The 22,983-nt window shown below is 57.9% G+C and carries 21 protein-coding genes; 7 read left to right on the top strand and 14 right to left on the bottom strand.

All coding sequences use genetic code 11. From position 1 onward, the window contains the following. Positions 1 to 128: 128 nt before the first annotated feature. The 13 genes from rpsO to BN4275_RS09745 form a co-directional block, all read right to left on the bottom strand. Complete coding sequence (gene rpsO, locus BN4275_RS09805; RefSeq protein WP_207734290.1) at positions 129 to 395, bottom strand: 30S ribosomal protein S15; 267 nt, start codon at positions 393 to 395, stop codon at positions 129 to 131. A 184-nt stretch (positions 396 to 579) separates the two neighbouring features. Next, positions 580 to 1,515 (bottom strand): riboflavin biosynthesis protein RibF, encoded by a 936-nt coding sequence (ribF, locus tag BN4275_RS09800; RefSeq protein WP_066457467.1) that lies wholly within the window; start codon positions 1,513 to 1,515, stop codon positions 580 to 582. Between the two features lie 28 nt (positions 1,516 to 1,543). Further along, positions 1,544 to 2,455 (bottom strand): tRNA pseudouridine(55) synthase TruB, encoded by a 912-nt coding sequence (gene truB / locus BN4275_RS09795; RefSeq protein ID WP_066457464.1) that lies wholly within the window; start codon positions 2,453 to 2,455, stop codon positions 1,544 to 1,546. Next, positions 2,443 to 3,447, bottom strand: a complete 1,005-nt coding sequence (locus BN4275_RS09790; RefSeq protein ID WP_066457452.1) for a DHH family phosphoesterase — start codon at positions 3,445 to 3,447, stop codon at positions 2,443 to 2,445. The genes truB and BN4275_RS09790 overlap by 13 nt, the downstream gene beginning before the upstream one ends. Positions 3,448 to 3,466: 19 nt before the next feature. After that, positions 3,467 to 3,805: a 30S ribosome-binding factor RbfA gene (gene rbfA, locus BN4275_RS09785; protein WP_066457449.1), complete on the bottom strand. Its 339-nt coding sequence runs from the start codon at positions 3,803 to 3,805 to the stop codon at positions 3,467 to 3,469. 14 nt (positions 3,806 to 3,819) lie between these two features. Then, positions 3,820 to 6,444: a translation initiation factor IF-2 gene (gene infB, locus BN4275_RS09780; RefSeq protein WP_079988200.1), complete on the bottom strand. Its 2,625-nt coding sequence runs from the start codon at positions 6,442 to 6,444 to the stop codon at positions 3,820 to 3,822. 117 nt (positions 6,445 to 6,561) lie between these two features. Beyond that, entirely contained in the window at positions 6,562 to 6,864 is a 303-nt protein-coding gene (locus tag BN4275_RS09775) for a L7Ae/L30e/S12e/Gadd45 family ribosomal protein (RefSeq protein WP_066457448.1), read from the bottom strand. Beyond that, entirely contained in the window at positions 6,857 to 7,132 is a 276-nt protein-coding gene (rnpM, locus tag BN4275_RS09770; RefSeq protein ID WP_066457445.1) for an RNase P modulator RnpM, read from the bottom strand. Before rnpM ends, BN4275_RS09775 begins: the two co-directional genes overlap by 8 nt. A 92-nt stretch (positions 7,133 to 7,224) precedes the next feature. Continuing rightward, positions 7,225 to 8,289, bottom strand: a complete 1,065-nt coding sequence (nusA, locus tag BN4275_RS09765; RefSeq protein ID WP_187116772.1) for a transcription termination factor NusA — start codon at positions 8,287 to 8,289, stop codon at positions 7,225 to 7,227. Positions 8,290 to 8,335: 46 nt separating this feature from the next. Beyond that, on the bottom strand, positions 8,336 to 8,824 hold the full coding sequence (locus BN4275_RS09760; protein ID WP_066457442.1) for a ribosome maturation factor RimP: 489 nt from the start codon (positions 8,822 to 8,824) through the stop codon (positions 8,336 to 8,338). Between the two features lie 144 nt (positions 8,825 to 8,968). Continuing rightward, the gene (locus tag BN4275_RS09755) at positions 8,969 to 10,429 is read right to left on the bottom strand and encodes a carbon starvation CstA family protein (RefSeq protein WP_341423463.1); all 1,461 of its coding nucleotides are present in this window, start codon (positions 10,427 to 10,429) and stop codon (positions 8,969 to 8,971) included. A gap of 187 nt (positions 10,430 to 10,616) precedes the next feature. Next, a complete protein-coding gene (locus tag BN4275_RS09750) occupies positions 10,617 to 12,287 on the bottom strand; it encodes an AMP-binding protein (RefSeq protein WP_066457436.1) in 1,671 nt (556 codons plus the stop codon). Between the two features lie 69 nt (positions 12,288 to 12,356). Continuing rightward, a complete protein-coding gene (locus BN4275_RS09745; RefSeq protein ID WP_066457433.1) occupies positions 12,357 to 12,905 on the bottom strand; it encodes a helix-turn-helix domain-containing protein in 549 nt (182 codons plus the stop codon). A gap of 360 nt (positions 12,906 to 13,265) precedes the next feature. Between BN4275_RS09745 and BN4275_RS09740 the strand changes: the two genes are divergently transcribed. From BN4275_RS09740 to BN4275_RS09710, 7 genes are all read left to right on the top strand, one after another. Further along, positions 13,266 to 13,844, top strand: a complete 579-nt coding sequence (locus BN4275_RS09740) for a xanthine phosphoribosyltransferase (RefSeq protein WP_066457431.1) — start codon at positions 13,266 to 13,268, stop codon at positions 13,842 to 13,844. A 95-nt stretch (positions 13,845 to 13,939) separates the two neighbouring features. Beyond that, a complete protein-coding gene (locus BN4275_RS09735) occupies positions 13,940 to 15,160 on the top strand; it encodes a BMP family ABC transporter substrate-binding protein (RefSeq protein WP_066457424.1) in 1,221 nt (406 codons plus the stop codon). A 156-nt stretch (positions 15,161 to 15,316) separates the two neighbouring features. Then, on the top strand, positions 15,317 to 16,852 hold the full coding sequence (locus tag BN4275_RS09730) for an ABC transporter ATP-binding protein (protein WP_066457421.1): 1,536 nt from the start codon (positions 15,317 to 15,319) through the stop codon (positions 16,850 to 16,852). Then, positions 16,849 to 17,940: an ABC transporter permease gene (locus tag BN4275_RS09725; RefSeq protein WP_066457418.1), complete on the top strand. Its 1,092-nt coding sequence runs from the start codon at positions 16,849 to 16,851 to the stop codon at positions 17,938 to 17,940. Before BN4275_RS09730 ends, BN4275_RS09725 begins: the two co-directional genes overlap by 4 nt. Further along, on the top strand, positions 17,940 to 18,896 hold the full coding sequence (locus tag BN4275_RS09720; RefSeq protein WP_066457408.1) for an ABC transporter permease: 957 nt from the start codon (positions 17,940 to 17,942) through the stop codon (positions 18,894 to 18,896). The genes BN4275_RS09725 and BN4275_RS09720 overlap by 1 nt, the downstream gene beginning before the upstream one ends. Positions 18,897 to 19,023: 127 nt before the next feature. After that, positions 19,024 to 19,746: a 2-thiouracil desulfurase family protein gene (locus tag BN4275_RS09715; protein WP_242863630.1), complete on the top strand. Its 723-nt coding sequence runs from the start codon at positions 19,024 to 19,026 to the stop codon at positions 19,744 to 19,746. Further along, positions 19,743 to 22,298: a 3'-5' exonuclease gene (locus BN4275_RS09710; RefSeq protein WP_066457400.1), complete on the top strand. Its 2,556-nt coding sequence runs from the start codon at positions 19,743 to 19,745 to the stop codon at positions 22,296 to 22,298. Before BN4275_RS09715 ends, BN4275_RS09710 begins: the two co-directional genes overlap by 4 nt. A gap of 130 nt (positions 22,299 to 22,428) precedes the next feature. On the opposite strand, the gene BN4275_RS09705 is transcribed toward BN4275_RS09710, so the two are convergent. Then, entirely contained in the window at positions 22,429 to 22,815 is a 387-nt protein-coding gene (locus BN4275_RS09705) for a hypothetical protein (RefSeq protein WP_242863628.1), read from the bottom strand. Between the last annotated feature and the right edge of the window lie 168 nt (positions 22,816 to 22,983).

Here is a 22,983-nt window from a genome sequence, read left to right as displayed (position 1 = left end):
CCTCCGAAACGGTCGTTTCGGGCGCTCCGGTAACTGCTAAAAGTGCGCTCACGGCCCCATGGCGAACCACTGGAATACGCAGGTGAAGGCAGACGGCATATCCGCCGTCTGCCTCCACAGCAGGCTGCTTACTTGCGCAGGCCCAGTTTGGCGATCAGCTCGCGGTAGCGGTTGATGTCTTTCTTGGCCAGGTAGTTGAGCATGTTTCTTCTCTTACCAACCATTTGCAGCAGGCCACGGCGGGAATGATGATCCTTCTTGTGGACCTTCAGGTGCTCGGTCAGGTCGTTGATCCGTTTGGAAAGGATTGCGATCTGCACCTCCGGGGAACCGGTGTCTCCCTCGTGGGTTTTGTTCTGCTGAATGATTTCCTGTTTCTCTTCTTTGCGCATCATGATAAAATCACCTCATAAAATTTTCCGTCCTGAATCTCAGGGACAGGCGGGTGATAACCCCCGTGTAAAACGGGCGTGAATCCCTGTCTCCGGGAAAAAGGCCGCTTGAATTGAAATTATAGCATAGTATGGGCGGTTTGTAAAGGCTCCATACCGGGATCAAAAAACTTTTTGCGAAAAAATGCTACAGCGCCGTAATATAAGTGCGCGCGTAGGGCAGCGCATCCTGCGTGTCCCGCTGGATCTGCTCCTTGAGCTGGTCCACCGAAGCAAACCGCTGCTCATCGCGCAGGAACTTCAAGAGCCGCACCTGTACCTTTTTCCCGTAAAGGTCGCCCGAAAAGCCGTACAGGTAGGTTTCCGAGTTGACCGCCCGGCTGTCCTCCACCGTGGGGCGCACTCCGACGTTGGTCACCGATGGGTACCATTTGCCCTCAGCCATCGAAGCCGAAGCGTAGACGCCGTGACGCATCGCGACAAACCCGTTTGGCAGCCGCTGGTTGATGGTCGGGGAATCGATCGTGCGCCCCAGTTTTTTGCCGGGCACGACCGTGAAGTCATAGCCGAACGCCCTGCCCAAAAGCTTCGCGGCGGTGTCCACCTCGCCGCGGCCGATCAATTCGCGAATCCAGGTCGAACTGATCCGTTTGCCCTCATATTTTACCGCCGGGACAATGTCGATTTCGATGCCGCGCGCGTCGCACAGCGCCGCCAGTTCAATGACGCCCGCGCTCGCATGGCGCCCGAACCGGAAATCGTGCCCGCAGCAGATCGCTTTCGCATGCAGCCGCTTCACCAGCACCTCGTCCACATATTCCTCGGGGCTCATATCCCTGAATTCAGAAAAGTCCGGCGCCAGCACCAGGCTCACGCCCCACTGCTCCAGGATGCGGTACTTCTCTTCCTCGGTGACAAGGTCGCTTCCCTCCTGTTTTGCCTGCGGATGCGCCGTATGCATCGTGAAGGTGAATACGCACGCGCACATGCCTTCCTTCGCACGGGCGATCGCCCGTCCGATGACCGCGGCATGGCCGATGTGCAGTCCATCAAAATACCCCAGCGCGACCGCGGCCGAAGCGCAGGCCGGGCTGGTTTCCCGGATGGTCGCATATCGCTTCAAACGGCACGCCTCCCCTCTCGTTCATAGTCTAACCGGCGCTCTCCGGCAGGATGAAAAGCTTTTTCATTCGGAATTCTCCGCCTTCAGTCTGGGCCAGCCCCAGAAAAACCTTTCCCGGGCCGTATACCGCGAGCATCCCGTCCGTGTCCGGACAGTTCACCCGCGCGCGGTCAAGCCGGACGCCGTTTTGAAACATCCGCGCCTGCTTTTCACTGAGTTCTGCCTGCGGCAGCCCGCCAAACGCCTCGGCCACCGGCAGACAGCGGCGCGAAAGCTCCCCCGCCTGGGCGAGCCGCTGCGCCTCATCGAGCGTGACGCACTGCGCTTCTGTAAAGCCCGCCGCTTCGGTACGCCGCAGCGCGGTGAGCACCGCGCCGCAGCCGAGTGCCTCGCCGATATCGGCGGCAAGCGAGCGGATATAGGTGCCTTTCGAACAGCGAACGTCGATCGTATAAGTATGCGCGGCCTCATCGGCCGCGAGAAACACAAGTTTTTTGACGCAGACCTTCCGCGCCGCGCGTTCGATTTCTTTTCCTTCCCGCGCGAGGTCGTAAAGCCGCCGGCCGTTCACCTGCACCGCCGAATACATCGGCGGTACCTGCATAAATTCCCCTGTAAATTTTTCCGCCGCCGCGCGCACCTGCGCTTCGGCGGCGTTGACCGGCTGTTCGGAAAGCACCTTGCCGGTGATGTCGAGCGTGTCGGTCGTGATCCCCAGCCGGAATATAGCCGTGTAGCGCTTGTCCTGATCCGGCAGCAGGTCGCAGGCTTTGGTGGCGCGCCCGAAAAAAAGCGGCAGCACGCCGGTCGCCATCGGGTCGAGCGTACCCGCATGACCGATCCTGCGCGTGGCCGCGATGCCCCGCATCTTTGCCACCACATCGAACGAAGTGAACCCCTGAGGCTTGTCGATGCAGAGGATGCCGTTTAACTCCTGCAAGCTGAACCCCTTCCTTTGCAAAGCGGTTCGATATCCTCCCGGATCGCCTCAACAAGCTGTTTTTTCACGCTTTCGAGATCCCCTTCCAGCATACAGCCCGCTGCGCGGGCATGTCCACCGCCGCCGAGCCGCCCGCAGACCTTCGAGGAGTTGATCTTCTCGCCCGAGCGCATCGAAACCCGGTATTTTTCCGGTCCCTTCTGGCGCAGGGTCGCCGAAGCTTCCACCCCTTCAATCTGACGCGGCACCGAAGAGATCCCTTCCAGATCCTCCTCCGGCACACCGGTGCGTTCGACCGCGTCCTGGGAGATGACGATCACCGCAAATTTATTGCCGTAGTAATATTCGAGCGTATCCATGACCATCCGCTCAAGCTCCATGCGCGCCACCGATTTGGTCTCGAACATGAGCTTGTCGATCCTGTAGTGGTCGGCGCCGGCTTCAATCATCTTCGCCGCAAGCAGATGCGCCCCGGCCGTGGTGTTCGAATAACGAAAGCAGCCCGTGTCGGTCGAAAGACCGGTGTAGATGCAGGTTGCGATCCGCTTGTCCGGCGCGACGCCAAGCGCCCCGATCACGTCATAGACCCGCTGTACCGTCGCGCAGGCGCGCGGGTCAAGCAGCAGACGCCTGGCATACCGGCTGTTGGACGGATGATGGTCGATGCACAGGTCGATCCGGTCTTTGTAGGATTCGGTTTTCTCCCCCAACAGCTGAGTATCCGCGATGTCCACCGCAAGAATGAACTCAGGGGGGAACTGCGGCTGCGATTCCGGGTCGAACCCCTCGAACAGGAACGAATAACGCGCGGGAAAACCGTCCGAATTTTCAATCCGTACCGTTTTCCCAAGCATTTGCAGGGCGTAGAACATGGCAAAGCCGCTGCCCAGCGTGTCGCCATCCGGCTTCATATGGGTCAGGATCAGGATATGGTCGCTTTCTGCAAGCAGTTTCGCGGCCTCCCCGGCTGTGACATCCCGGCATTCTTCCATGCAGATTCCTCCTGTCCCTTTACTTCAGGTCTTCCAGCATGCGGGTGATATCCGCGCTGTGGGCGATCGAATCGTCCGCGATAAACTTAAAGTCCGGCAGCCGCCGCAGCTTCATCCGGGAATTCAGTTCCCGCTTGATGAAGCCGGACGCGCTCTCAAGGCCCTTCACGGCGCTTTTTGCCGCGTCAAGGCCGTCCATGGAGGAAACATACACCCTGCAGTGCGAAAGGTCGGACGCGAGGTCCATCTTCACAATCGAAATGAGGCCGGTGATCCGCGGATCCTTGAGCGAACGCATGATGTCGCTCAGTTCCCGCTTCATATCCTCCTCGGTTCTGGATGCTCTATAAGATCCCATGATTTACTCCTTTATTATTCCCGGTATTCCTCGACTTCATAGGCTTCAAATACGTCGCCTTCCTTGATGTCGTTGAATTTCACGAGGCTCATGCCGCACTCATAGCCCTTGGCGACCTCTTTGACGTCGTCCTTGAAGCGTTTGAGGCTGTCGAGCTTATCGTCCGCCACGATGATGCCGTCACGCACGATGCGGATATTTGCCGAGCGGGTGATCTTGCCCTCGAGCACATAGCAGCCCGCGACTGTCCCGACGCTCGTGATCTTGTAGACCTGACGCACTTCCGCGCGCCCGAGGTCAACGTCGCGGTATTTCGGTGCGAGCATGCCCTTCATGGCGGTTTCCACGTCGTTGATCGCGTCGTAGATGATCCGATAGAGCCGCAGCTCCACTCCGTCACGTTCAGCGTTCTCCTTGGCGACCGGATCGGGGCGCACATTGAAGCCGACGATGATCGCGTTCGAAGCGTTCGCGAGCATGACGTCACTTTCGCTGACCGCGCCGACCGCGCCGTGGATGACCTTGACGCGCACTTCATCGTTTGAAATCTTCTCAAGCGACTGTTTGACCGCCTCGACTGATCCCTGTACGTCCGCCTTGACAATGATCGGCAGTTCCTTGATGTCGCCCTGCGAAATGTGGCTAAAGAGGTTATCCAGCGTGACCTTTTCGTAGGAGGAGAACTGCTCCTGCTTATTCTCAAATTTGCGCTGGTCGACCAGCTCCTTGGCAAGCCGTTCATCCTCAACCGCGTTGAACATGTCGCCTGCCTCCGGCACCGAGTCAAGGCCGGTGATCTCAACCGGCGTCGACGGTCCGGCCTCATCGACCTTCTCGCCCTTGTCGTTTAACATCACGCGTACGCGGCCGACCGCCGTACCGGCGATGACCACGTCTCCGGTGTGCAGGGTGCCGTTCTGGACAAGCACCGTCGCGACCGGCCCGCGGCCCTTGTCGAGCTTCGCCTCAATGACCGAGCCTTTCGCCATCTTATCCGGATTGGCTTTCAGCTCGCTGGTGTCCGCGACCAGCTGGATCATTTCCAGCAGGTCGGAGATGCCCTCCCTGCTCTTTGCGGAGACCGGGATGCACGGCACGTCGCCGCCCCATTCTTCGGGCACCAGTTCATATTCTGTGAGTTCCTGCTTCACCTTATCCGGGTTTGCAGCAGGTTTATCCATCTTGTTGATTGCGACGATGATCGAAACGCCCGCCGCTTTGGCATGGTTGATCGCTTCGACCGTCTGCGGCATGATGCCGTCGTCGGCCGCGACCACCAGCACCGCGATATCGGTGACCTGCGCACCGCGCGCGCGCATCGAGGTGAACGCCGCGTGTCCGGGCGTGTCGAGGAAGGTGATCGGGCGGTCGTTCACCAGGACCTGATAAGCGCCAATATGCTGGGTGATGCCGCCGGCCTCGCCTTCGGTGACATTGGCGTGGCGGATGGCGTCAAGCAGGGAGGTCTTGCCGTGGTCGACGTGTCCCATGACCACAACGATCGGCGGACGTTCGACCATACCTTCGTCATTCTCGTCCTCGACCTCGAACAGGCGGTCCTCAATCGTGAGGACGACTTCTTTCTCGACCTTCGCGCCGATCTCCATCGCAACCATCGAAGCGGTGTCGAAATCGAGCGTCTCGTTGACGGTCGCCATGACGCCAAGCCCCATCAGGCGCTTGATGATCTCAGCGGCCGTAATATGCAGCCGCGCGGCCAGATCGCCGACCGTGATTTCCTCCGGAAGGGTGATCTCCAGGTTTTTGCGGCGCTGGCGCTCCAGCTCCAGGCGGCGCATCTTCGCGTCTTCCTTCTCCTTGCGGCTCATAGCGGGCTTGCCCTGGCGGCGCTGCGCCGAACGCTGGTTGAGCTTCTGTTTCTGCGCGGCGGTGTCCTTGTTTCCGAGTTTAGATTGCGCAAGGTTATCGTACTTCTCGTTATATTTATCGATGTTGATCTGCACCGAACCGGCGCGGGTATCCACCGTCATCGCCGGGCCGCGGGTGCGCGGCTTCTGAGGCGCCGCGGGCTGGGTACCGTTTTGCGGCTGGGTTTGCTGCGGCGCGGGCCGGTTCTGCTGCGGCGGGCGGTTCTGCTGGCCCTGCTGCGGACGGTTGCCATTCTGGTTGTTAAAGGCCGGTCGGTTGCCGTTTTGCGGACGGTTTCCCTGCTGCCCGTTAAAGGGCGGACGGTTTCCGTTCTGCTGCGGGCGGCTGCCCTGCTGCCCATTAAAGGCAGGGCGGTTGCCATTCTGCGGACGGCTGCCCTGCTGCCCGTTGAAGGCCGGACGGCCGCCGTTTTGCTGCGCCTGCGGCTGTCCAGCCGGCGCGGCGGGACGCGCGGCGCGCTGCTGCGCGGCAAATGCCGCCTGCTGCTGGGCCTTGGCCTGTTCGGAGGCAGCTTTTGCCGCGGCAGCGGCGGCTTCCTTCTTCGCATGCCCGGCGGAAAAATATTCCTCAAAATTTTCGACCTGATTCTGGTTCGTATAATGGTTGAGCACCACGCTCAGTTCTGTTTCGTTCAGAGCTGTCATGCTCTTGCGTTCGCCGGGGACGCGGCTGCCCAGCAGGTCAACCACCTCTTTGGTCGGAACGCCGAGGTCCTTGGCGACCTCATGTACCCGGTATTTCTCCAGCATATTTACATTACCTCCTATTTTCCTGTCGTACGTGATTGCCGTAACGTCCAACAACCACAGTCGAACCGCAGGAGTCAGAACGTATTCTCTATCTTAAAATCAAACATGATTTCCGTATCAACTGCCGAGCAGCTTTTCGATCATTCGGGAAAAGCTCCCGTCGCAGATTGCAAGAATCCCATAAGCTTTTCCCGTGACGCGTGAGAGTTCCTCCATCGTGTAGGGGAGCTTCGCCACCCGCACTCCGCAGTCCCCGCAGGCAAAGCGCGCCTGCCGTTCACTGCGTTCGGAAACGTCCGAGGCGAGCAGCACCAGCTTTGCTTCGCCCGAAAAGGCCTTCTCCTTCACCACGTCCATCCCCATGCAGAGCTTTCCGGCCTTGCGGCAGAGCGAAATCGCAGAAAAGAGCTTGTCATTCATGCGGGGCCTCCCGCATCTCGGCTTCCATCCGCTCGTAAACCTCGTCCGGGATCGCACAGTCGAGCGCGCGTTCGATCCGCCGCGCCTTGCGGGCTTTTTTGAGGCAGGTTTCGTTCGGGCAGACATATGCCCCGCGCCCGGATTTCTTTCCGGTCAGGTCGAGCAGGATTTCACCTTCCGGCGTACGCACCACCCGCACCAGTTCCTTTTTCGGCTTATGTTCCGAACAGCCCGCGCACATACGCAGCGGGATCTTTTTTTGTGGCATCTTCTCACCCTCATTTCTGTTGCCGCCCCGCGGCTATCTGATCCGAATCCGGGCCGCGGGCAAGCCGCAGCCGCACCATCCGGCGACAGGCGTTATTCTTCCCCGTAGAAACCGGATTCCGGCTTGATGTCGATCTTCCATCCGGTGAGCTTGGCGGCGAGGCGGGCGTTCTGTCCCTTGTTGCCGATCGCGAGAGAAAGCTGATGGTCCGGGACGGTGACCTTGCAGGCCTTGGGGTTTTCCGACTCGATCTCTACCGAAAGCACGTCGGCCGGCGAAAGCGCCGCCGCGATAAACGCGGCCGGGTCGGCGGAATACTTGACCACGTCGATCTTTTCCCCGCCCAGTTCGTCCACAATGGCCGAAACGCGCTGGCCTTTCGGGCCGATGCAGGCGCCAACCGGGTCGACGTTCTCGTCATTCGACCAGACCGCGATCTTGGTGCGGCTGCCCGCCTCGCGGGAGATCGATTTGACCTCGATGGTGCCGTCAAAAATCTCCGGGACCTCCATCTCGAAGAGCCGTTTGACCAACCCCGGATGGGTGCGCGAAATCATGATGCGCGGGCCTTTTTCGCCGTTGATCACGTCGACGACGTAAACCTTCACGCGGGAATTATCCGCAAACTCCTCGCCCGGAACCTGTTCGCTTTTGGGAAGGATGGCTTCGCTCTTGCCGATTTCCAGCGTGACGTTGCCCTTGCGGGGATCGGTCTTGATGACCGTGGCGGTCACGATGTCATGCTGTCTGGAGGAATACTCCGCGAACAGCTGTCCGCGTTCCACCTCCCGGATGCCCTGGCGGATGACGTGCTTGGCGGTCTGGGCCGCGATGCGTCCAAACTGCTTGGTGTCCAGCGGAATCTCAACCACGTCGCCCAGGATGGCGGCGCTGTTATACTTGACCGCCTCCTCCGGCAGGATTTCCTGCGCCGGGTCATAGACCTCGTCGACGACCGTCTTGCGCATCGCCACATAAAAACGGCCGGTCTCCGGGTTGATATCCACGACGCTGTCCTCCGAAGCGCCCATGTCGCGCCGGATCGCATTGCCGATGGCGGTGGCGATCTTTTCCGCGAGCAGCTCCTTCGGGATTCCCTTCTCCTTTTCCAGAAGCGCCAGAGCTTCAAAAAATTCGCTGTTGCTGGTTGTAATCATTTTCCGGACTCCTCCATTATCATTCATTGCCGCATCCGCGTTTACGTCAAAATTCTTCATAAAGCCGCACATAGGCCGTCTCGTCAAGCGTGAAAGACATTTCACTCTCTTCGTCGAGCGCAAGGTCGATCGTGCCATCCTCATGGTAGGCCGCCAGTTCCCCTACAAAGTCCCGGACCCCTTCCACCGGCCGGATCAGGCGCACCAGAACCGGTTCGCCCAGATACTTCTGGAAATGCCAGTCCTTTGTGAGTTTGCGCTCCACGCCCGGCGAGCCGACCTCCAGCGTGTAGCTCTGCGGGATCGGGTCCGCTTCGTCAAGCAGGTCGCTCATCCGGCGGGAGAACTCCTCGCAGGTATCGATGTCCACGCCGCCCTCCTGATCTTTGTCGATAAAGTAGCGCAGGTACCATCCGGCGCCTTCTTTTTCAAACGCCACGTCCCACAGGTAAACGCCCAATTCTTCCGCCACAGGCGCCGCCAGTTCGGCGCAGACCGCTGCGGTGTTCGGCCTTTTCCCCTTCTGCTGGGCCAACCAAATCCCTCCATACACAAAGGAAAGAGTGAGGTCAACCTCACTCTTTCACATTCGTTTCTATTCTTACTTTAAGGTATTGTACCATAATTTTATGCCGAATGCAAGCCTTTATCCCGCCGCGCCCGCCAAAAAAGCGCAAAATCAGGTGCACTGGATGAGGTCCGCGTGATAAAGCCGTATCATCCTGTGCCCGCAGGCGAGGGTCATGGTCACATAAGCCACCGTCAGAGCGCCGGCAATCACATACGCAATGCTCAGCGGCAGATTGAATCCGATGTGGGCGTTCAGAATATAGCTGAAAATCACAAAGGCATAAAAAGTTCCGGGACACATGGCCATCAGATAGTTCTTTCCGCGCACCATCAGATAAACCGCGACCACCGAAAAGGCAAACAGCGCGATCGTCTGGTTGCTCCACGCGAAATACCGCCACAGGGTATTGAATCCATCTCCCGCCAGTTTGGTGGGCACCAGGATCGCCGCCACCGGCAGGAAGGTCGCCGCCGTCAGCATCAGGCGCTTTTTCATCGGCTTCTGGTCGATCTGCAGAAAGTCCGCAAGCATCACGCGCGCCGAACGCAGCGCAGTGTCGCCCGAGGTGAGCGGCAGAATGATCACGCCGAGGATGGCGATCAGTCCGCCGATTGGGCCGAGCAGATCGTTCGCGACCAGCCCGATCACCGAAGGCGTGCCGACGACAGACGCGTCGATCCCCTTGTTATAGAGCCCCATCGCGGCAGCCGCCCAAACCATAGCGATGGCCCCTTCACAGATCATCATATTATAAAAGGTGGTTTTGCCCTCCCTTTCCTCCCGCACCGTCCGGGAAAGCATGGTGCTCTGGGTGGAATGGAATCCGGAAACAAGCCCGCAGGCCACCGTCACGAAGAATGCCGGTACGAGCGGCTGCCCGCCAGAGTGGCTGCCAAGCAGCCCGCCCCAGGTGAGGTTCTGCAGTTCATATCCGCTGCTGAAAAGCCCAAAAAAGATTCCGACCGTTGAAATCAGCATGACCCCGCCGAATATTGGATAGATTTTTCCGATGAGCTTGTCAATCGGCACCAGCGTCGCAAAAACATAATAGACGAAGATCACGCCGAACACGATCCAGATGAGCGGGGTGTCCGCATCGGCCGGCCGGCGCATCACCTGCGTGACCAGCAGCTCGCCCGGCGTATAGATGTAGAGCGCCGCCACCAGCAGCATCAAAAGGCCCAAAAAGACGTTGTAGATACCGTAAACTCCGCGCCCCAGATATTTGCGTACCAGAAGCGGCATCTGCTCGCCGCCCTCGCGCATGGCGATCATACCGGTGAAATAGTCGTGCAGCGCGCCGCCGAAAATGCACCCGACAGGGATCAGCAAAAAAGCTACCGGCCCGAACAGGATACCCTGGATCGGTCCCAGGATCGGCCCGATCCCCGCGATGTTTAGCAGCTCGATCAGGCTGTTTTTCCATTTGTTCATCGGCACATAATCCACGCCGTCATCCAGCGTCACCGCAGGCGTCGGCCGGTCGTCCGGCCCGAATTCCCGCTCACATACACGCCCGTACCAAAACCCTCCGGCCGCCAGAACAGCGAGGCCAATCAAGAATGTCACCAACGTGTCTCTCTCCCTTCCCAATTCGCATCCCGAAAGCCTCCCAATTACCGCTTTCCAAAGATACTGTCCCTCATTCTACATCCAATTCCCCGAAGTTTCAACCTTTTTTGTGGGAGATTGTGCAAAACACAAGAAATGCGGACGGCATTTTCATACCGTCCGCTCATTTTGCGAATCTTTTCTGTCACGCCTTATTCTGATCATCAATGCGGATCTGTTTGCGTTTGATCTTTCCGCTGATCGTTTTGGGCAGCTCCTCCACGAACTCGACGATGCGCGGGTATTTATAAGGCGCAGTCTCCTTTTTCACATGGTTCTGCAATTCCTTTTTGAGCGCGTCGGACGGCTCGTAGCCCTTCGCCAGCACGATGGTCGCCTTGACCACCTGCCCGCGCACCGGGTCGGGCGCCGCGGTAATGGCGCATTCGAGCACCGATGGATGGGTCATGAGCGCGCTTTCAACTTCAAACGGCCCGATGCGGTAGCCGGAACACTTGATCACGTCGTCATTGCGCCCCACAAACCAGATGTAGCCATCGCTGTCCCGCCACGCGGTATCACCGGTCGAATACATATTGTCAAAGAAACTTTCGGCATTTGCCTTCGCTTCGCGGTAATATTCCACCAGAAGGCCTGCCGGGCGGTTTTTATCAAGGTTTTTGACCACGATGGTGCCCACGATGCCGTCCTCGCAGGAATGCCCCTCCTCGTCCACAATATCCAAATCGTAAAGCGGCGAGAACTTGCCGGTGGAGCCCGGTTTGATCGGGAACCACGGGAAGTTCGCAATGATGACCGTCGTTTCCGACTGTCCAAAGCCTTCGGTCAATTCGAGGCCGGTCGCAGCTTTAAATTTATTATAGACCTCAGGGTTCAAAGGTTCGCCCGCGATGGTCGCCTTTTTGATCGAGGAAAGGTCGTAGCCGGACAGGTCCTCCTTGATGAGGAACCGGTAAACGGTCGGCGGCGCGCAGAAAGTGACCGGCCGCAGCTTTTCGATGGTGGTGAGCATATGGTGCGCGTCGAACTTGCCCTCGGTGTCGTAGGCCACGATGACCGCGCCGCAGATCCACTGCCCGTAAATTTTGCCCCAGCCGAACTTGGCCCAGCCGGAATCTGACGCGACCAGGTGCAGTCCGCCGTCGCGCACCTGATGCCAGTAATTGGCGGTGGTGATATGGCCGAGCGGATAGGCGTAATTATGTACAATCAGCTTGGGCATACCGGTGGTGCCGGAGGTGAAATAGCCGAGCATCAGATCGTGGACGTTGGTGCCCTCCGCGCCGGACGGACGCGGGAACTGCTTCGGATAGGCTTTGACTTCCCCGCGGAAATCGAGAAAACCTTCCGGGATATGTTCCCCCACAACCGCCACATGCCGCAGCGCGCGGCACTGGGGACGCACCGATTCGATGTTCGCGAGCAGCTCCGGCTCGTCGACGGTGCAGATCATCTTGATGTCCGCTTTGTTGCACCGGTATTCGATGTCGTGCGGCATCAGCTGGAAGGTGCCGGGGATGACGATAGCGCCAATTTTATGCAGCGCGACCATGCAGACCCAGGTTTCGATCCTCTGCTTGAGGATGAGCAGGACAAAATCGCCCTTTTTAATCCCCTTGGCCTTAAAGAAATTGGCGGCCTGGTTGGAACGTTCCTTGATGTCGGTGAAGGTAAGGCGTTCCTCGTCGAAATTGTCGTTGATCCAGACGAGCGCGGGCTTTTCCGGGTCCTGGCGGGCCCACTCGTCGATGATGTCGAACCCGAAGTTGAAATCCTCCGGGATGTTCAGTTTATAGTTCGCTTTAAAATCCTCGTACGAATCAAATTCCGTACGGGGCAGAAACTTTTCAATCATTGGATATTACACCGTTCTTTCTTCTCATTCGTTAATTATGGCGCGGCACGGGACGGAAAGTTCAGTCTCTCACTCGTTGATGATGGTGAGGAACTTTACAGGGCCGCCTACCGCGCGCTGTCCGTGCGGGGTCATGGGGTTGAAGAACGCGCTGTCGCCAGGACCAAGGAGAAACTCCTTGCTGCCGATGACGAGCTGTACGGTGCCTTCCAATACATAGTTGAATTCCTGTCCGCCGTGGACGACCAGCTCCGGGCCCTTCTCCATCGGCAGAAGGTCGACGAGCATCGGGTCGAAGGTGCGTCCGATATAGTTGAATGCAAGCGAAGCAAATTTGTAGCCCTTGTAGCGCTCGACCGAAATGCCCTTGCCGGCGCGCACAATGGTATAATCCTCCATACGGGGCGCTTCGCCCGTGAGGAGCACGGTAGGATCGACGTTCAGTACGTCCGCTACACCATAAATGACTCCTATGGGAATGTCGGCTTCGGCGTTTTCGTATTTTTCATACTCTTCTACAGATACGTTCACCTGCTTGGCAAGCGTCGCTACATCCACTTCAAGGATGCTGCGCAGCTCTTTGATTCGTTCGGCAATCTGTTTAATCTGGTCGTTCATACTGCTCCTCCTTTTTCCAAGTTTTATCTCCCCTTCAAGGGGTAGTCTTTATTTTACAATTTAACGGGCTAAATTACAAGCGCCGATTTGTGGAACTTTCCTTTTTTTCAGGGATCTAAATTGTCGAAGTTGCCGCAAAACATGGCCTTGGAGGACATGTTTCTAAATTTATTTTTACATACCTTACAATTTTTTAGTTTGTTTTTTGTTAATATGGACAAACCCCTTCCTTTACTTTCTCCGGTTTTTTTGCATATTGCCCCATTGAAGAAATTGTAAATTTACGTTAAACTGTTCCTATAGCAACAATGCGTGGCCGGGGTCCGGACAAGCATATGCCAAAACGGAGGGAGACTCTCAATGGAACTGCTGAAACAACGGATCCTCAAAGACGGGCATGTCAAGGCCGGGAATGTCCTCAAGGTGGACAGTTTCCTGAATCATCAGATGGATATTTCCCTGTTTATGGAGATCGGCAAAGAATTTAAAAGGCTATTCGGCGACTGCGGTGTGACCAAAATCCTAACCATAGAAGCATCTGGGATCGGGATTGCGTGTGTAACAGCGCAGTTTTTTGACGTGCCCGTGGTTTTCGCGAAGAAATCCCAGAGCAAAAACATCGACGGTGAAGTCTTCACCTCCCGCGTTGAATCCTTCACCCATGGGCGGGTTTACGACATCATCGTCTCAAAAAAATTCCTCACCCCCAGCGACCGGGTTCTCATTATCGACGATTTTCTCGCCAAGGGCAGCGCCCTGCAGGGACTCTGCAAACTGGTGATCGATTCCGGCGCCGCGCTCGTCGGCGCGGGCATCGTGATCGAAAAGGGCTTCCAGGAGGGCGGAAAGTTGATCCGTTCACAGGGCGTGCGGGTTGAATCGCTCGCCATTGTCGACGGGATGGACGATCAGACCGGCAAAATCCTTTTCCGCAACTGATTTTGATGTTGTCAGCATCCGGCCGGCCAAACCCGCCGCCCGGATGTTTGCAAGATAAATTCGTATTTTTTACGAAAATTGGGAGGAAATGAAAAATGAACAAAAAGATTTTGGCTCTGCTGATGGCATTCGCGATGATCTTCGCGACCGCCTGCGGCAGCTCCACCGCCCCCGCGAGCAGCGCTGCTCCGGCGTCTTCCGCCGCCCCGGCATCGTCCGCTCCGGCCGATGCTTCCGAACCCGCGTCATCCGAAGCTGCTGAAGCGCCGGCCCAGGGTCTTTACCCGCCCGTCGCCAAAGAGGACCTGAAGGTCGGCGTCATCCACATCACCGACCCGGCGGAAGGTTCCGGCTACACTTACACCCATGACCAGGGCATTGTCGGCATGCAGCAGAAGCTCGGCCTTTCCGACGACCAGATCGTCCGCAAGAACAATGTCAACGACCAGGATGCCTCCGCGATCGAAACCGCGATCCTCGAGTGCATTGAGGAAGGCTGCCAGGTCATCTTTGCGACCAGCTGGGGCTACATGGACACCTGCGAAGCGATTGCCGCCGAGTATCCGGAGGTCATCATCTCGCACGGCACCGGCTACAAGTCGAACGGCGCGAATTTCAACAACTACTTCGGCCGCATCTATCAGTCCCGTTACCTGACCGGCATCGCGGCGGGCCTCAAGACCAAGACCAACAAGATCGGCTACGTCGCCGCGCAGAACAAGGAAAACGCGGAAGTCACCGGAGGATGCGATGCGTTCGCGATGGGCGTTGCCTCGGTCAACCCGGACGCGGAAGTTTACGTGAAGGTCACCGGCAGCTGGTTTGATCCGGAAGGCGAAAAACAGGCTGCTGAAGCGCTGATCGCCGAAGGCTGCGACGTCATCGGCCAGCACTGCGACACTCCGAACCCGGCGCTTGCCGCTGAAGAAAAAGGCGTTTGGGCGGTCGGCTATAACTCCGATATGAGTAAGGACGCCCCGAAAGCGGTCCTGACCTCCACCATGTGGGATTGGTCGGCTTACTACACCAAGGCTGTCGAAGATGTCATCAACGGCACCTGGGACGGCAGCAACTACTTCGGTGGCATGGCGGACGGCCTTGTCACCATGGCTCCGCTTTCCGACCTCTGTGAGGAAGGCACCCAGGAGAAGGTTGACGAAGCCGAAGCCAAGATCCTGTCCGGCGAATGGGACGTCTTCACCGGCCCGATCGAGGACAACGAAGGCAACGTCGTCTGCGCGGAAGGCGAGAAGCTTTCCGACGCCGATATCACCGGCGGAATCCACTGGTACTACAAGAACGTCGTCCTGAAATAACCGGATCGATAAGCGTTTGACAAAAGGGCGGTCTTTCAAAAAAGGCCGCCCTTTTTCAAAATTTATACACCGGCGGGTTTTCTGCGCAAAGCATACGGAATAGGCGCGTCTTTTGCGGAGCAAACCCACCTGGAAAACAAAGTTTGGGGTGATAACGTGTCACAGACTGCAAATGAAACCTACGCGATCGAATGCAAGCAGATCACGAAAACCTTCGGCAGCGTGGTGGCCAATGACAAAATCGACCTGAAGGTCCGTTATGGGGAGATCCTTGCCCTGCTTGGGGAAAACGGCTCGGGCAAAACGACCCTCATGAATATGCTGTCCGGTATTTACCATCCGGACAGCGGGTCGATCGCAATCGCGGGGCGCGAGGTGGCGATCAATTCGCCGGTCGACGCCATGAATCTCGGCATCGGCATGATTCATCAGCATTTTAAGCTGGTGGATGTCTTTTCCGCGATGGACAACATCGTGCTCGGCACCAAGGAAAAGAAGATCCCGCCCAAGGTCCTGAAAGAGCGGATTCTTGAAATCAGCCGTTCGGTTGGGCTGGAGATCGATCCGGAGAAGCGGGTCTATGAGATGAGCGTCAGTGAAAAGCAGACGGTCGAGATCCTCAAGGTGCTCTACCGCAACGCCCAGATCCTGATTCTGGACGAACCCACGGCCGTGCTCACCCCGCAGGAGACCGAAAAACTTTTCGCCATCCTGCGCAGGATGCGTGAACAGGGCTGTGCGATCATCATCATCACCCATAAGCTCCAGGAGGTGCTGGAGCTTAGCGACCGGGTGACCATCCTCTGGAAGGGAAAAAGCATGGACACGGTGAATACCGCTGAAACCGACGCCCGAAAGCTCACTGAGCTGATGGTCGGGCGCCCGATCAGCCTTTCGATCAGCCGGCCGGACCCCGTTGACCCCCAGACGGTCATGGAAATCAAGGATCTGCAGGTTAAAAAGCCGGACGGCTCCCGCGCCATCGACAAGATCTCCTTTGCGGTGCGCACCGGGGAAATTCTCGGCGTGGCAGGCGTGGCAGGCAGCGGACAGAAAGAGCTTTGCGAGACGATCGCCGGGCTCATCAGCGCCGAGAGCGGGCACATCACCTTCAAAGGTGAGGAGATTCTCGGTAAAACACCGGCCGAAATCATCAAGCTTGGCATCCGCATGGGCTTTGTTCCGGAGGACCGGCTTGGGATGGGGCTGGTCGCCTCGATGGGCATGGTGGACAACATGCTCTTAAAATCCTATCAGAACAGCTCCGGCCCGTTTGTCGACCGGGGGCCCGCCCGGGCGCTCGCCGAAAAACTGGTGGAGGATCTCGAGATCGTTACGCCGGGCGTGGATACGCCTGTGCGCCTGCTTTCCGGTGGAAACGTCCAGAAGGTGTTGATCGGCCGCGAGATCGAATCGAACCCCGCCATGCTGGTCACCGCCTACCCGGTGCGCGGGCTTGATATCAACTCGAGCTACACGATTTATGACCTGCTCAACGAGCAGAAGAAAAACGGCGTGGCTGTGGTGTTCGTGGGCGAAGACCTCGACGTGCTGCTCGAGCTTTCCGACCGGATCCTGGTGCTCTGCCATGGCCGGATCACTGGGCTTGTGGACGCGCGCACCGCGACCAAGGAACAGATCGGCCTTTTGATGACCGATTCCCACACCGATTCTGGGGAGGTGAGCGCATGAACCAGGAAAAAACGATCCGCGAGCCATTTCTGCGGGTGGTCAAGCGCGCTGAACGTTCTCCGCGGCAGGTCATGCTGCTGCGCGCCGAAGCGCTGGTGCTGTCAATCATCGCGGGCGGCGTGTTCATCCTGATGCTCGGCCACAATCCGTTTGAAATCTACGGAACCATCCTTTCGGGGGCCTTCCGTTCCAAGATGGCCATTCAGGCCACCGTCAAGATCATGATCCCGCTGCTCATCTCGTCGCTTGGCGTAACGCTGGCGTTCAAAATGCGCTTTTGGAATATCGGCGCCGAGGGGCAGATCATCGCCGGCGCGATCTGCGCGTCCTATTTCGCCCTCTTCCACAGCGGCTGGAACCATTGGGTGCTGATCCTTGTGATGTTCGCGGCCGGTGTCATCGGCGGCGGGCTCTGGGGACTCATTCCCGCGATCTTCAAGGTGAAGTGGGGCACCAACGAAACCCTGTTTACCCTGATGCTCAACTATATCGCATTACATATGGTCAACTTCCTGCGCGACGGTCCGTGGAAGGACCCCGGCTCGCAGGGCTTCCCAAAGATCGCGCGGTTCGACGCGAACGCCGCGCTCGACAAGGTGCTGGGCGTGCAGTTCGGCTGGATCATCGCGCTGGTGCTGGTTGCGCTGGTTTACATCTATCTAAAGTATACCAAGCAGGGCTATGAGATCAGCGTCGTTGGGGAAAGCAACCACACCGCCCAGTACGCTGGGATGAAGGTTAAAACGATCATGCTGCGCACGATGTTCCTTTCGGGCGCAGTCGCGGGCGTCGCCGGCATGGTACAGGCCACCGGCAGCGACATCACCCTGACCAACGCGGTGGCGGGCGGGGTCGGCTTCACCGCGATCATCGTGGCCTGGCTCGGACAGCTCAACCCCATTTCAATCACCATCATCTCGTTTCTTTTCTCGGTGCTCGAAAAAGGCAGCAGCGTCATCCAGTCCACCTATGGGCTTTCGATCGACTGCGCCGATGTGCTGCAGGCGGTCATCCTGTTTTTCGTGCTCGGATGTGAATTCTTTATCCGGTATAACTTTGTGATGCGCAAAAAAGGAGGGGCGTCTTAATGGATCTGTTCATCAAATTTCTGGTCGCGGCGGTGCTCGCCGGGACGCCGCTCCTCTTTGGCACGGTCGGCGAGATCGTTTCCGAAAAGGTCGGCCATCTGAATCTCGGCGTCGAAGGCATGATGTCGATCGGCGCCTGCGCGGGCTTCATGGCCGGTTATTACAGCGACAGCTTCACGGTCGCGCTGCTTGCCGCTTTTGCCGCCGGCGTGCTTTCGGCCCTCATCTATGCCGTTCTGACAGTCACCTTTATGGCCAATCAGAACGTCACCGGGCTTACGCTCACCATCTTTGGCGTGGGGCTTGCAAACTTTTTGGGGCTCTATGCCCTTGGTTTCTCCGAAACCGGCACCCTCAAGCTCCCCGATGGGATCACGGCAAACATGCGCAGCGTCCATATCCCGGGACTCAGCGATCTGCCGGTTGTGGGCGAGCTGTTCTTCTCGTATAACCCGTTCGTCTATCTCGGCATCGTCATTGCGCTCATTATGGGCTTTTACCTTTCACGCACCAAAACCGGCCTCAATGTTTCGGCCATCGGGGAAAATCCTGCCGCGGCCGACGCGGCAGGCATCAAGGTCATCCAATGGAAATACCTGAACATCCTGCTGGGCGGCGGTATCTGCGGCATCGGCGGCGCGTACTGCTCGATGATCATCAACGGCGGCGTCTGGATCAGCGACAATGTCGGCGGGCTTGGCTGGATTTCGGTCGCGCTGGTCATCTTCGCGGGTTGGAAACCGGCCTATGCGATCGGCGGGTCATTTGTATTCGGCGCGCTTCGGGTGCTCAAGTATTATATGCCCAAGAGCGTCATTGACATCCCGGTCGCCTTCTATGACATGCTCCCGTTTATTATCACCGCGCTGGTGCTGATCGTTTCTTCGATGAACAAATCGAAGGGTGTCAATATCCCGGCCTACCTCGGCAACAACTACTACCGCGAAGAAAGGTAGCGGCGGCGCCCGAATCGAAGGGTGCGGTTTTCAATGGCTGCTTTCCGCAAAAAGCGGCCCTCCATTTTCACAAATTCCAATTAGCCCGCCCGCAATCCGGGCGGGCTGATTTTACGAGGTGAAACAAATGAATCTTGACTATATCCAAAACAACGCTGTGACCGTGAACGGATTCGTCTACCGCCCGGCCGTCGTTCCAGTCGATTACTGCGGCACAATCGTCTATAACGCCGCGCTGCACCTCATCGACGGCACCCCGGTCAACCACAGCTCGCTCGAGCTTGCCGAAACCGACGGTGAGGACGCGCGTTTCGCCGGCACGGTCGCGCTGATGCAGCGCAGCGTCGACGCGGCCGGCCTGCGCCCGCGCTGCGACTATCTCGACGCGGCGCTCACAAAAGCCTACCGGGAGCTCTGCGGCCTGCCGCAGCCATCGGTCGCGGTGAGCGGCTGCCTCGCCGGAGAATGCTGCCGCTACGACGGCGGAGCAAACCTTGTGGCCGCCGTTCAAAAGCTTGTCGAAGCCGGAGAAGCGGTCCCCATCTGCCCCGAAGCGCAGGCCGGGCTTCCCACGCCGCGCACCCCCTGCGAGCGGCGCGGAGGGGCGGTCCTTTCCCACGACGGCGACGACCTGACCAAGGCTTTCGCGCGCGGCGCGAAACTTGCCCTGAAAACCGTACGGATTTTCGATGTCCACCGGGCAATCCTCAAGGAAAAAAGCCCCTCCTGCGGCTCCCATCTGGTTTATGACGGAACCTTCTCCGGAAAAGTGATCCCCGGCGAGGGCCTTACGGCCGCGTTGCTGCGCGAAGCGGCCGTGGAAATACAAACCGAGGAGGATTTCCGATGAGCGCGACCGCCGGAGTGCTGAACGCCCAACAGTCGCTCGCCGCCGAAAACAAAACCGACCACATCCTGCTGCTCGCGGGCGCGGGCACCGGCAAAACCTCCACTCTCGCCTGGAGAGTGGCAAACCTGCTCACCGCAAACGCCGCAAAGCCGGAAGAGATCCTCTGTCTCACCTTCACCAACCGCGCCTGCAAGGAGATGGTCGAAAGGATCGAAAAGATCGCGGGCGCCCCTGCGCGCGCGGTCACGGTGCGCACCATCCACAGCTTCTGCGCCTGGCTGCTGCGCCAGACGCCGGGAAGCTTCACCGATATTGGCTGCGATTTCACCGTTTGCGACACCGACGACGCGCGCGAGGTGATCCGGGAGGTGGTCTACACCGTGACCGGTCGGGAACTGGCCGACCGGCCCGCAACGATCCTGCAAAACTTCATCGGGCTTGTGAAGGACTGCCAGCTCGCGCATCCGGCGGGCGGGATTTCCGGCGCGGCGGTCGAGGCGCTCACCGTGCGGCGCGCCGAAACAGAGCGCATCTGCGTCGACGCGCAGTACCAGTTCGACCCGAAATTTTATGCTTTTCTCGCCAAATATGGGGCATCGATTGTTCGGCTTTATAATGAAAAGCTCCTGCAAAACAACACCCTCGACTTTTCCGACCTGCTTATCCGCGCCAGCCTGACCCTTTCTGATCCACAGACGAAGGTTCTTTGGCGCGGGCGTTATCGGTACATCCATATCGACGAAGTGCAGGATGTGAGTATTGCGGAATATGAGCTGCTCCAGAAGCTCTGCGGCAATGCCGTTATCCTGCTTGCGGGAGACTTCAACCAGACGATCTATCAATGGCGCGGCTCGAATCCCGACGCGCTCCTGAACCGCTTCACCGCTGAATATCACCCGCTTGTGATCGAATTTACCGTCAACTACCGCAGCAGCGGGCAGCTGCTCGCCGTCGCGCAGAATTTCCTCTACACCGCCTTCGGCAAAGGGATTCCCGGCGGGCCGGGGATTTCCTCCCCCACCTGCACCGATGTGACGGTCCGGTCGTTCGACACGCTGCCCGAAGAGGTCGACTGGATCTACAGGGAACTGCAAAAGCTCGATTTGACCGACTATTCCCGTGCCGCGATCATCACCCGCACCAACAAAGCCTGCAACGAGGTCTGCAACCTTCTCAAAACCGGCCGGCCTGGCGAAGGCAAACCGGTCCCGTTCATGCTGGCGGACGAATTCCGCCTTTTTAAGCGCGCCGAAAGCAAAGACGCGCTCGCCTGCCTGTCGGTCATTGCGAACCCGCGTGACAGCGAAAGCCTCAAGCGGATACTTGTCCGTCTGCTGCCGGGCGTCGGCGCCGCAACGGTAAACGCGGTTATCTCCCGCTACAAGGAGGGGCTCGGCGTGGCGCTGGCCGATTTCGTCGATCCGCGCACCCAGCGCACCGGGGATTTCTTCGCGCCGCTCATCGAAGCGCTCGACGCAGGGAAGGTCGTCGTATTCGACGTGGAGTCGACCGGCACCGACGTGTATGCGGATGATATCGTCCAGATGGCGGCGGTGCGCCTCGCGCCGGACGGTGCGGTCGCGGCGCGGTTCGAGCGCTACCTGCGCCCCTCCCGGCCGGTGGGGGAATCCGAACGGGTGCACGGCTTCTCGGACGCCTTTCTGGCAGAACGCGGCGACGACCCCGCCGACGCGCTTGGGGCCTTTCTCGACTTTACCGACGGCTGTGTGATCGTCGGGCATAACGTAGGTTTCGACATGGCGATCACCCAAAATAACCTGCGCCGCCGCGCGGTAAGACGGCCGTTCGCAAACGTCTGGTACGATACCCTCGACCTTTCGCGGCGGTTTCTCAAGGATCTGCCCGACCATAAGCTCGCAACCGTGTCGGCGGCGCTCGGCGCGGCGCACGACCCCACGCACGATGCGATGGATGACATTCTCGCCACCGCCGATGTGCTGACCGCGCTTATATTGCGTTATCTCATCCCGCGCACTGAGGCCCGCCGCGCCTGCTACGCGCAGTACATCGGCCGCTTCGCACAGGCTTTCGCCATCTTCCGGGAGGTAGCGGAAAAACTGGACGGCCTGGACCTGCCCGGGCTTTTTTTCCTGGTGCGGGAACGTTTCGGTCTTGACAAAGCCTATGCCGACGACCCAGAAAAACGATCGAGCCTCGAACTGCTCGCTGACTACGCCGCCGACTGTGTTCAACCCGGCGTACCGCTGCCGCAGCAGATCGCAAACCTGCTGGAACTGTCGGCGCTCACCGCCGGGGAGCTGAGTCAGCGTTCCCGCACCGGAAACAAGGTTCCGGTCATCACCGCACATCAGTCGAAGGGCTGCGAATTTGACTACGTCTTTTTGCCAGTGCTGCAGGAAGGGGTATTCCCCACCTTCCAGGCAGTGCGTTCGGGCGATGTAACCGAGGAAAAGCGGGTGTTCTACGTCTCGATCACCCGCGCAAAAAGGAAGCTGTTCCTCTCCTATGCCCGTTATGGGTTGGGCAATTCCCCCGCAAAGCCAAGCCGGTTTTTGGAGATGCTGGGATAGCAGCCCAAAGCCCCTGCGTCTCCCAATTACCCTTTGGACTGATTCGGGATCTAAATAACCTCCCTTCGTCATTTCGACGAAGGGAGGTTATTTAGAAGATAACTGCTTGACAAACAAGTTGAAATCCCCATTATTTTACAATTCTTTCAATATAACTGTAATCAATGTTTCCCTTTGTGACCGAATAGAAAAACGGGTCTTTTCTAATTGTATCATCTGAATTGATAATAAAATTGTTCCAATCGTCTGCTTCATTTCCATCAGACAGATAAATAGTTACTTTGAAACTATACCCAGAATATCCAATAGATGGTTTTGACCTCTTTACTTCAACATCATTCAAATTTTCGACAATATGTTGAATCTGCTCTTTGTCGGTAATATGTGTTGCATTTCCGCTGTTACCATTGAAAACAACGATTTCCAAGACCTCATTAGGGTCTAAATCCATCAAGTTGAGTGGGATATTAAACCACACAATAATGCCAGTCAAAAAAATTACTACAACAGATAGCAATATGATGATTTTCTTTTTTATATCAGTTCAACTCCTTTTATTTACTCTATCATCTTTTTCTGCTTTATTCAACACGTAGTGAAATTAACGGAGTTGAAAATCATCAGTCCCAAGATAAATAGGGAGCTCTGCGTTTCCCCCTTGACAAAGCCGTCCGGGTTTGCTAAG

This window comes from Anaerotruncus rubiinfantis, assembly GCF_900078395.1.
Classification (GTDB): Bacteria; Bacillota; Clostridia; order Oscillospirales; family Ruminococcaceae; genus Anaerotruncus; species Anaerotruncus rubiinfantis.
This window is presented reverse-complemented; position numbering and strand designations above follow the sequence as displayed.

Coding starts and splice junctions, on each gene's coding strand:
- rpsO (WP_207734290.1), bottom strand. CDS start 395: ATGATGCGCAAAGAAGAGAAACAGGAAATCATTCAGCAGAACAAAACC.
- BN4275_RS09750 (WP_066457436.1), bottom strand. CDS start 12,287: ATGATTGAAAAGTTTCTGCCCCGTACGGAATTTGATTCGTACGAGGAT.
- BN4275_RS09740 (WP_066457431.1), top strand. CDS start 13,266: ATGGAACTGCTGAAACAACGGATCCTCAAAGACGGGCATGTCAAGGCC.
- BN4275_RS09710 (WP_066457400.1), top strand. CDS start 19,743: ATGAGCGCGACCGCCGGAGTGCTGAACGCCCAACAGTCGCTCGCCGCC.
- infB (WP_079988200.1), bottom strand. CDS start 6,444: ATGCTGGAGAAATACCGGGTACATGAGGTCGCCAAGGACCTCGGCGTT.
- BN4275_RS09745 (WP_066457433.1), bottom strand. CDS start 12,905: ATGAACGACCAGATTAAACAGATTGCCGAACGAATCAAAGAGCTGCGC.
- rnpM (WP_066457445.1), bottom strand. CDS start 7,132: ATGCCACAAAAAAAGATCCCGCTGCGTATGTGCGCGGGCTGTTCGGAA.
- BN4275_RS09725 (WP_066457418.1), top strand. CDS start 16,849: ATGAACCAGGAAAAAACGATCCGCGAGCCATTTCTGCGGGTGGTCAAG.
- nusA (WP_187116772.1), bottom strand. CDS start 8,289: ATGATTACAACCAGCAACAGCGAATTTTTTGAAGCTCTGGCGCTTCTG.
- BN4275_RS09720 (WP_066457408.1), top strand. CDS start 17,940: ATGGATCTGTTCATCAAATTTCTGGTCGCGGCGGTGCTCGCCGGGACG.
- BN4275_RS09715 (WP_242863630.1), top strand. CDS start 19,024: ATGAATCTTGACTATATCCAAAACAACGCTGTGACCGTGAACGGATTC.
- BN4275_RS09790 (WP_066457452.1), bottom strand. CDS start 3,447: ATGGAAGAATGCCGGGATGTCACAGCCGGGGAGGCCGCGAAACTGCTT.
- rbfA (WP_066457449.1), bottom strand. CDS start 3,805: ATGGGATCTTATAGAGCATCCAGAACCGAGGAGGATATGAAGCGGGAA.
- BN4275_RS09735 (WP_066457424.1), top strand. CDS start 13,940: ATGAACAAAAAGATTTTGGCTCTGCTGATGGCATTCGCGATGATCTTC.
- BN4275_RS09775 (WP_066457448.1), bottom strand. CDS start 6,864: ATGAATGACAAGCTCTTTTCTGCGATTTCGCTCTGCCGCAAGGCCGGA.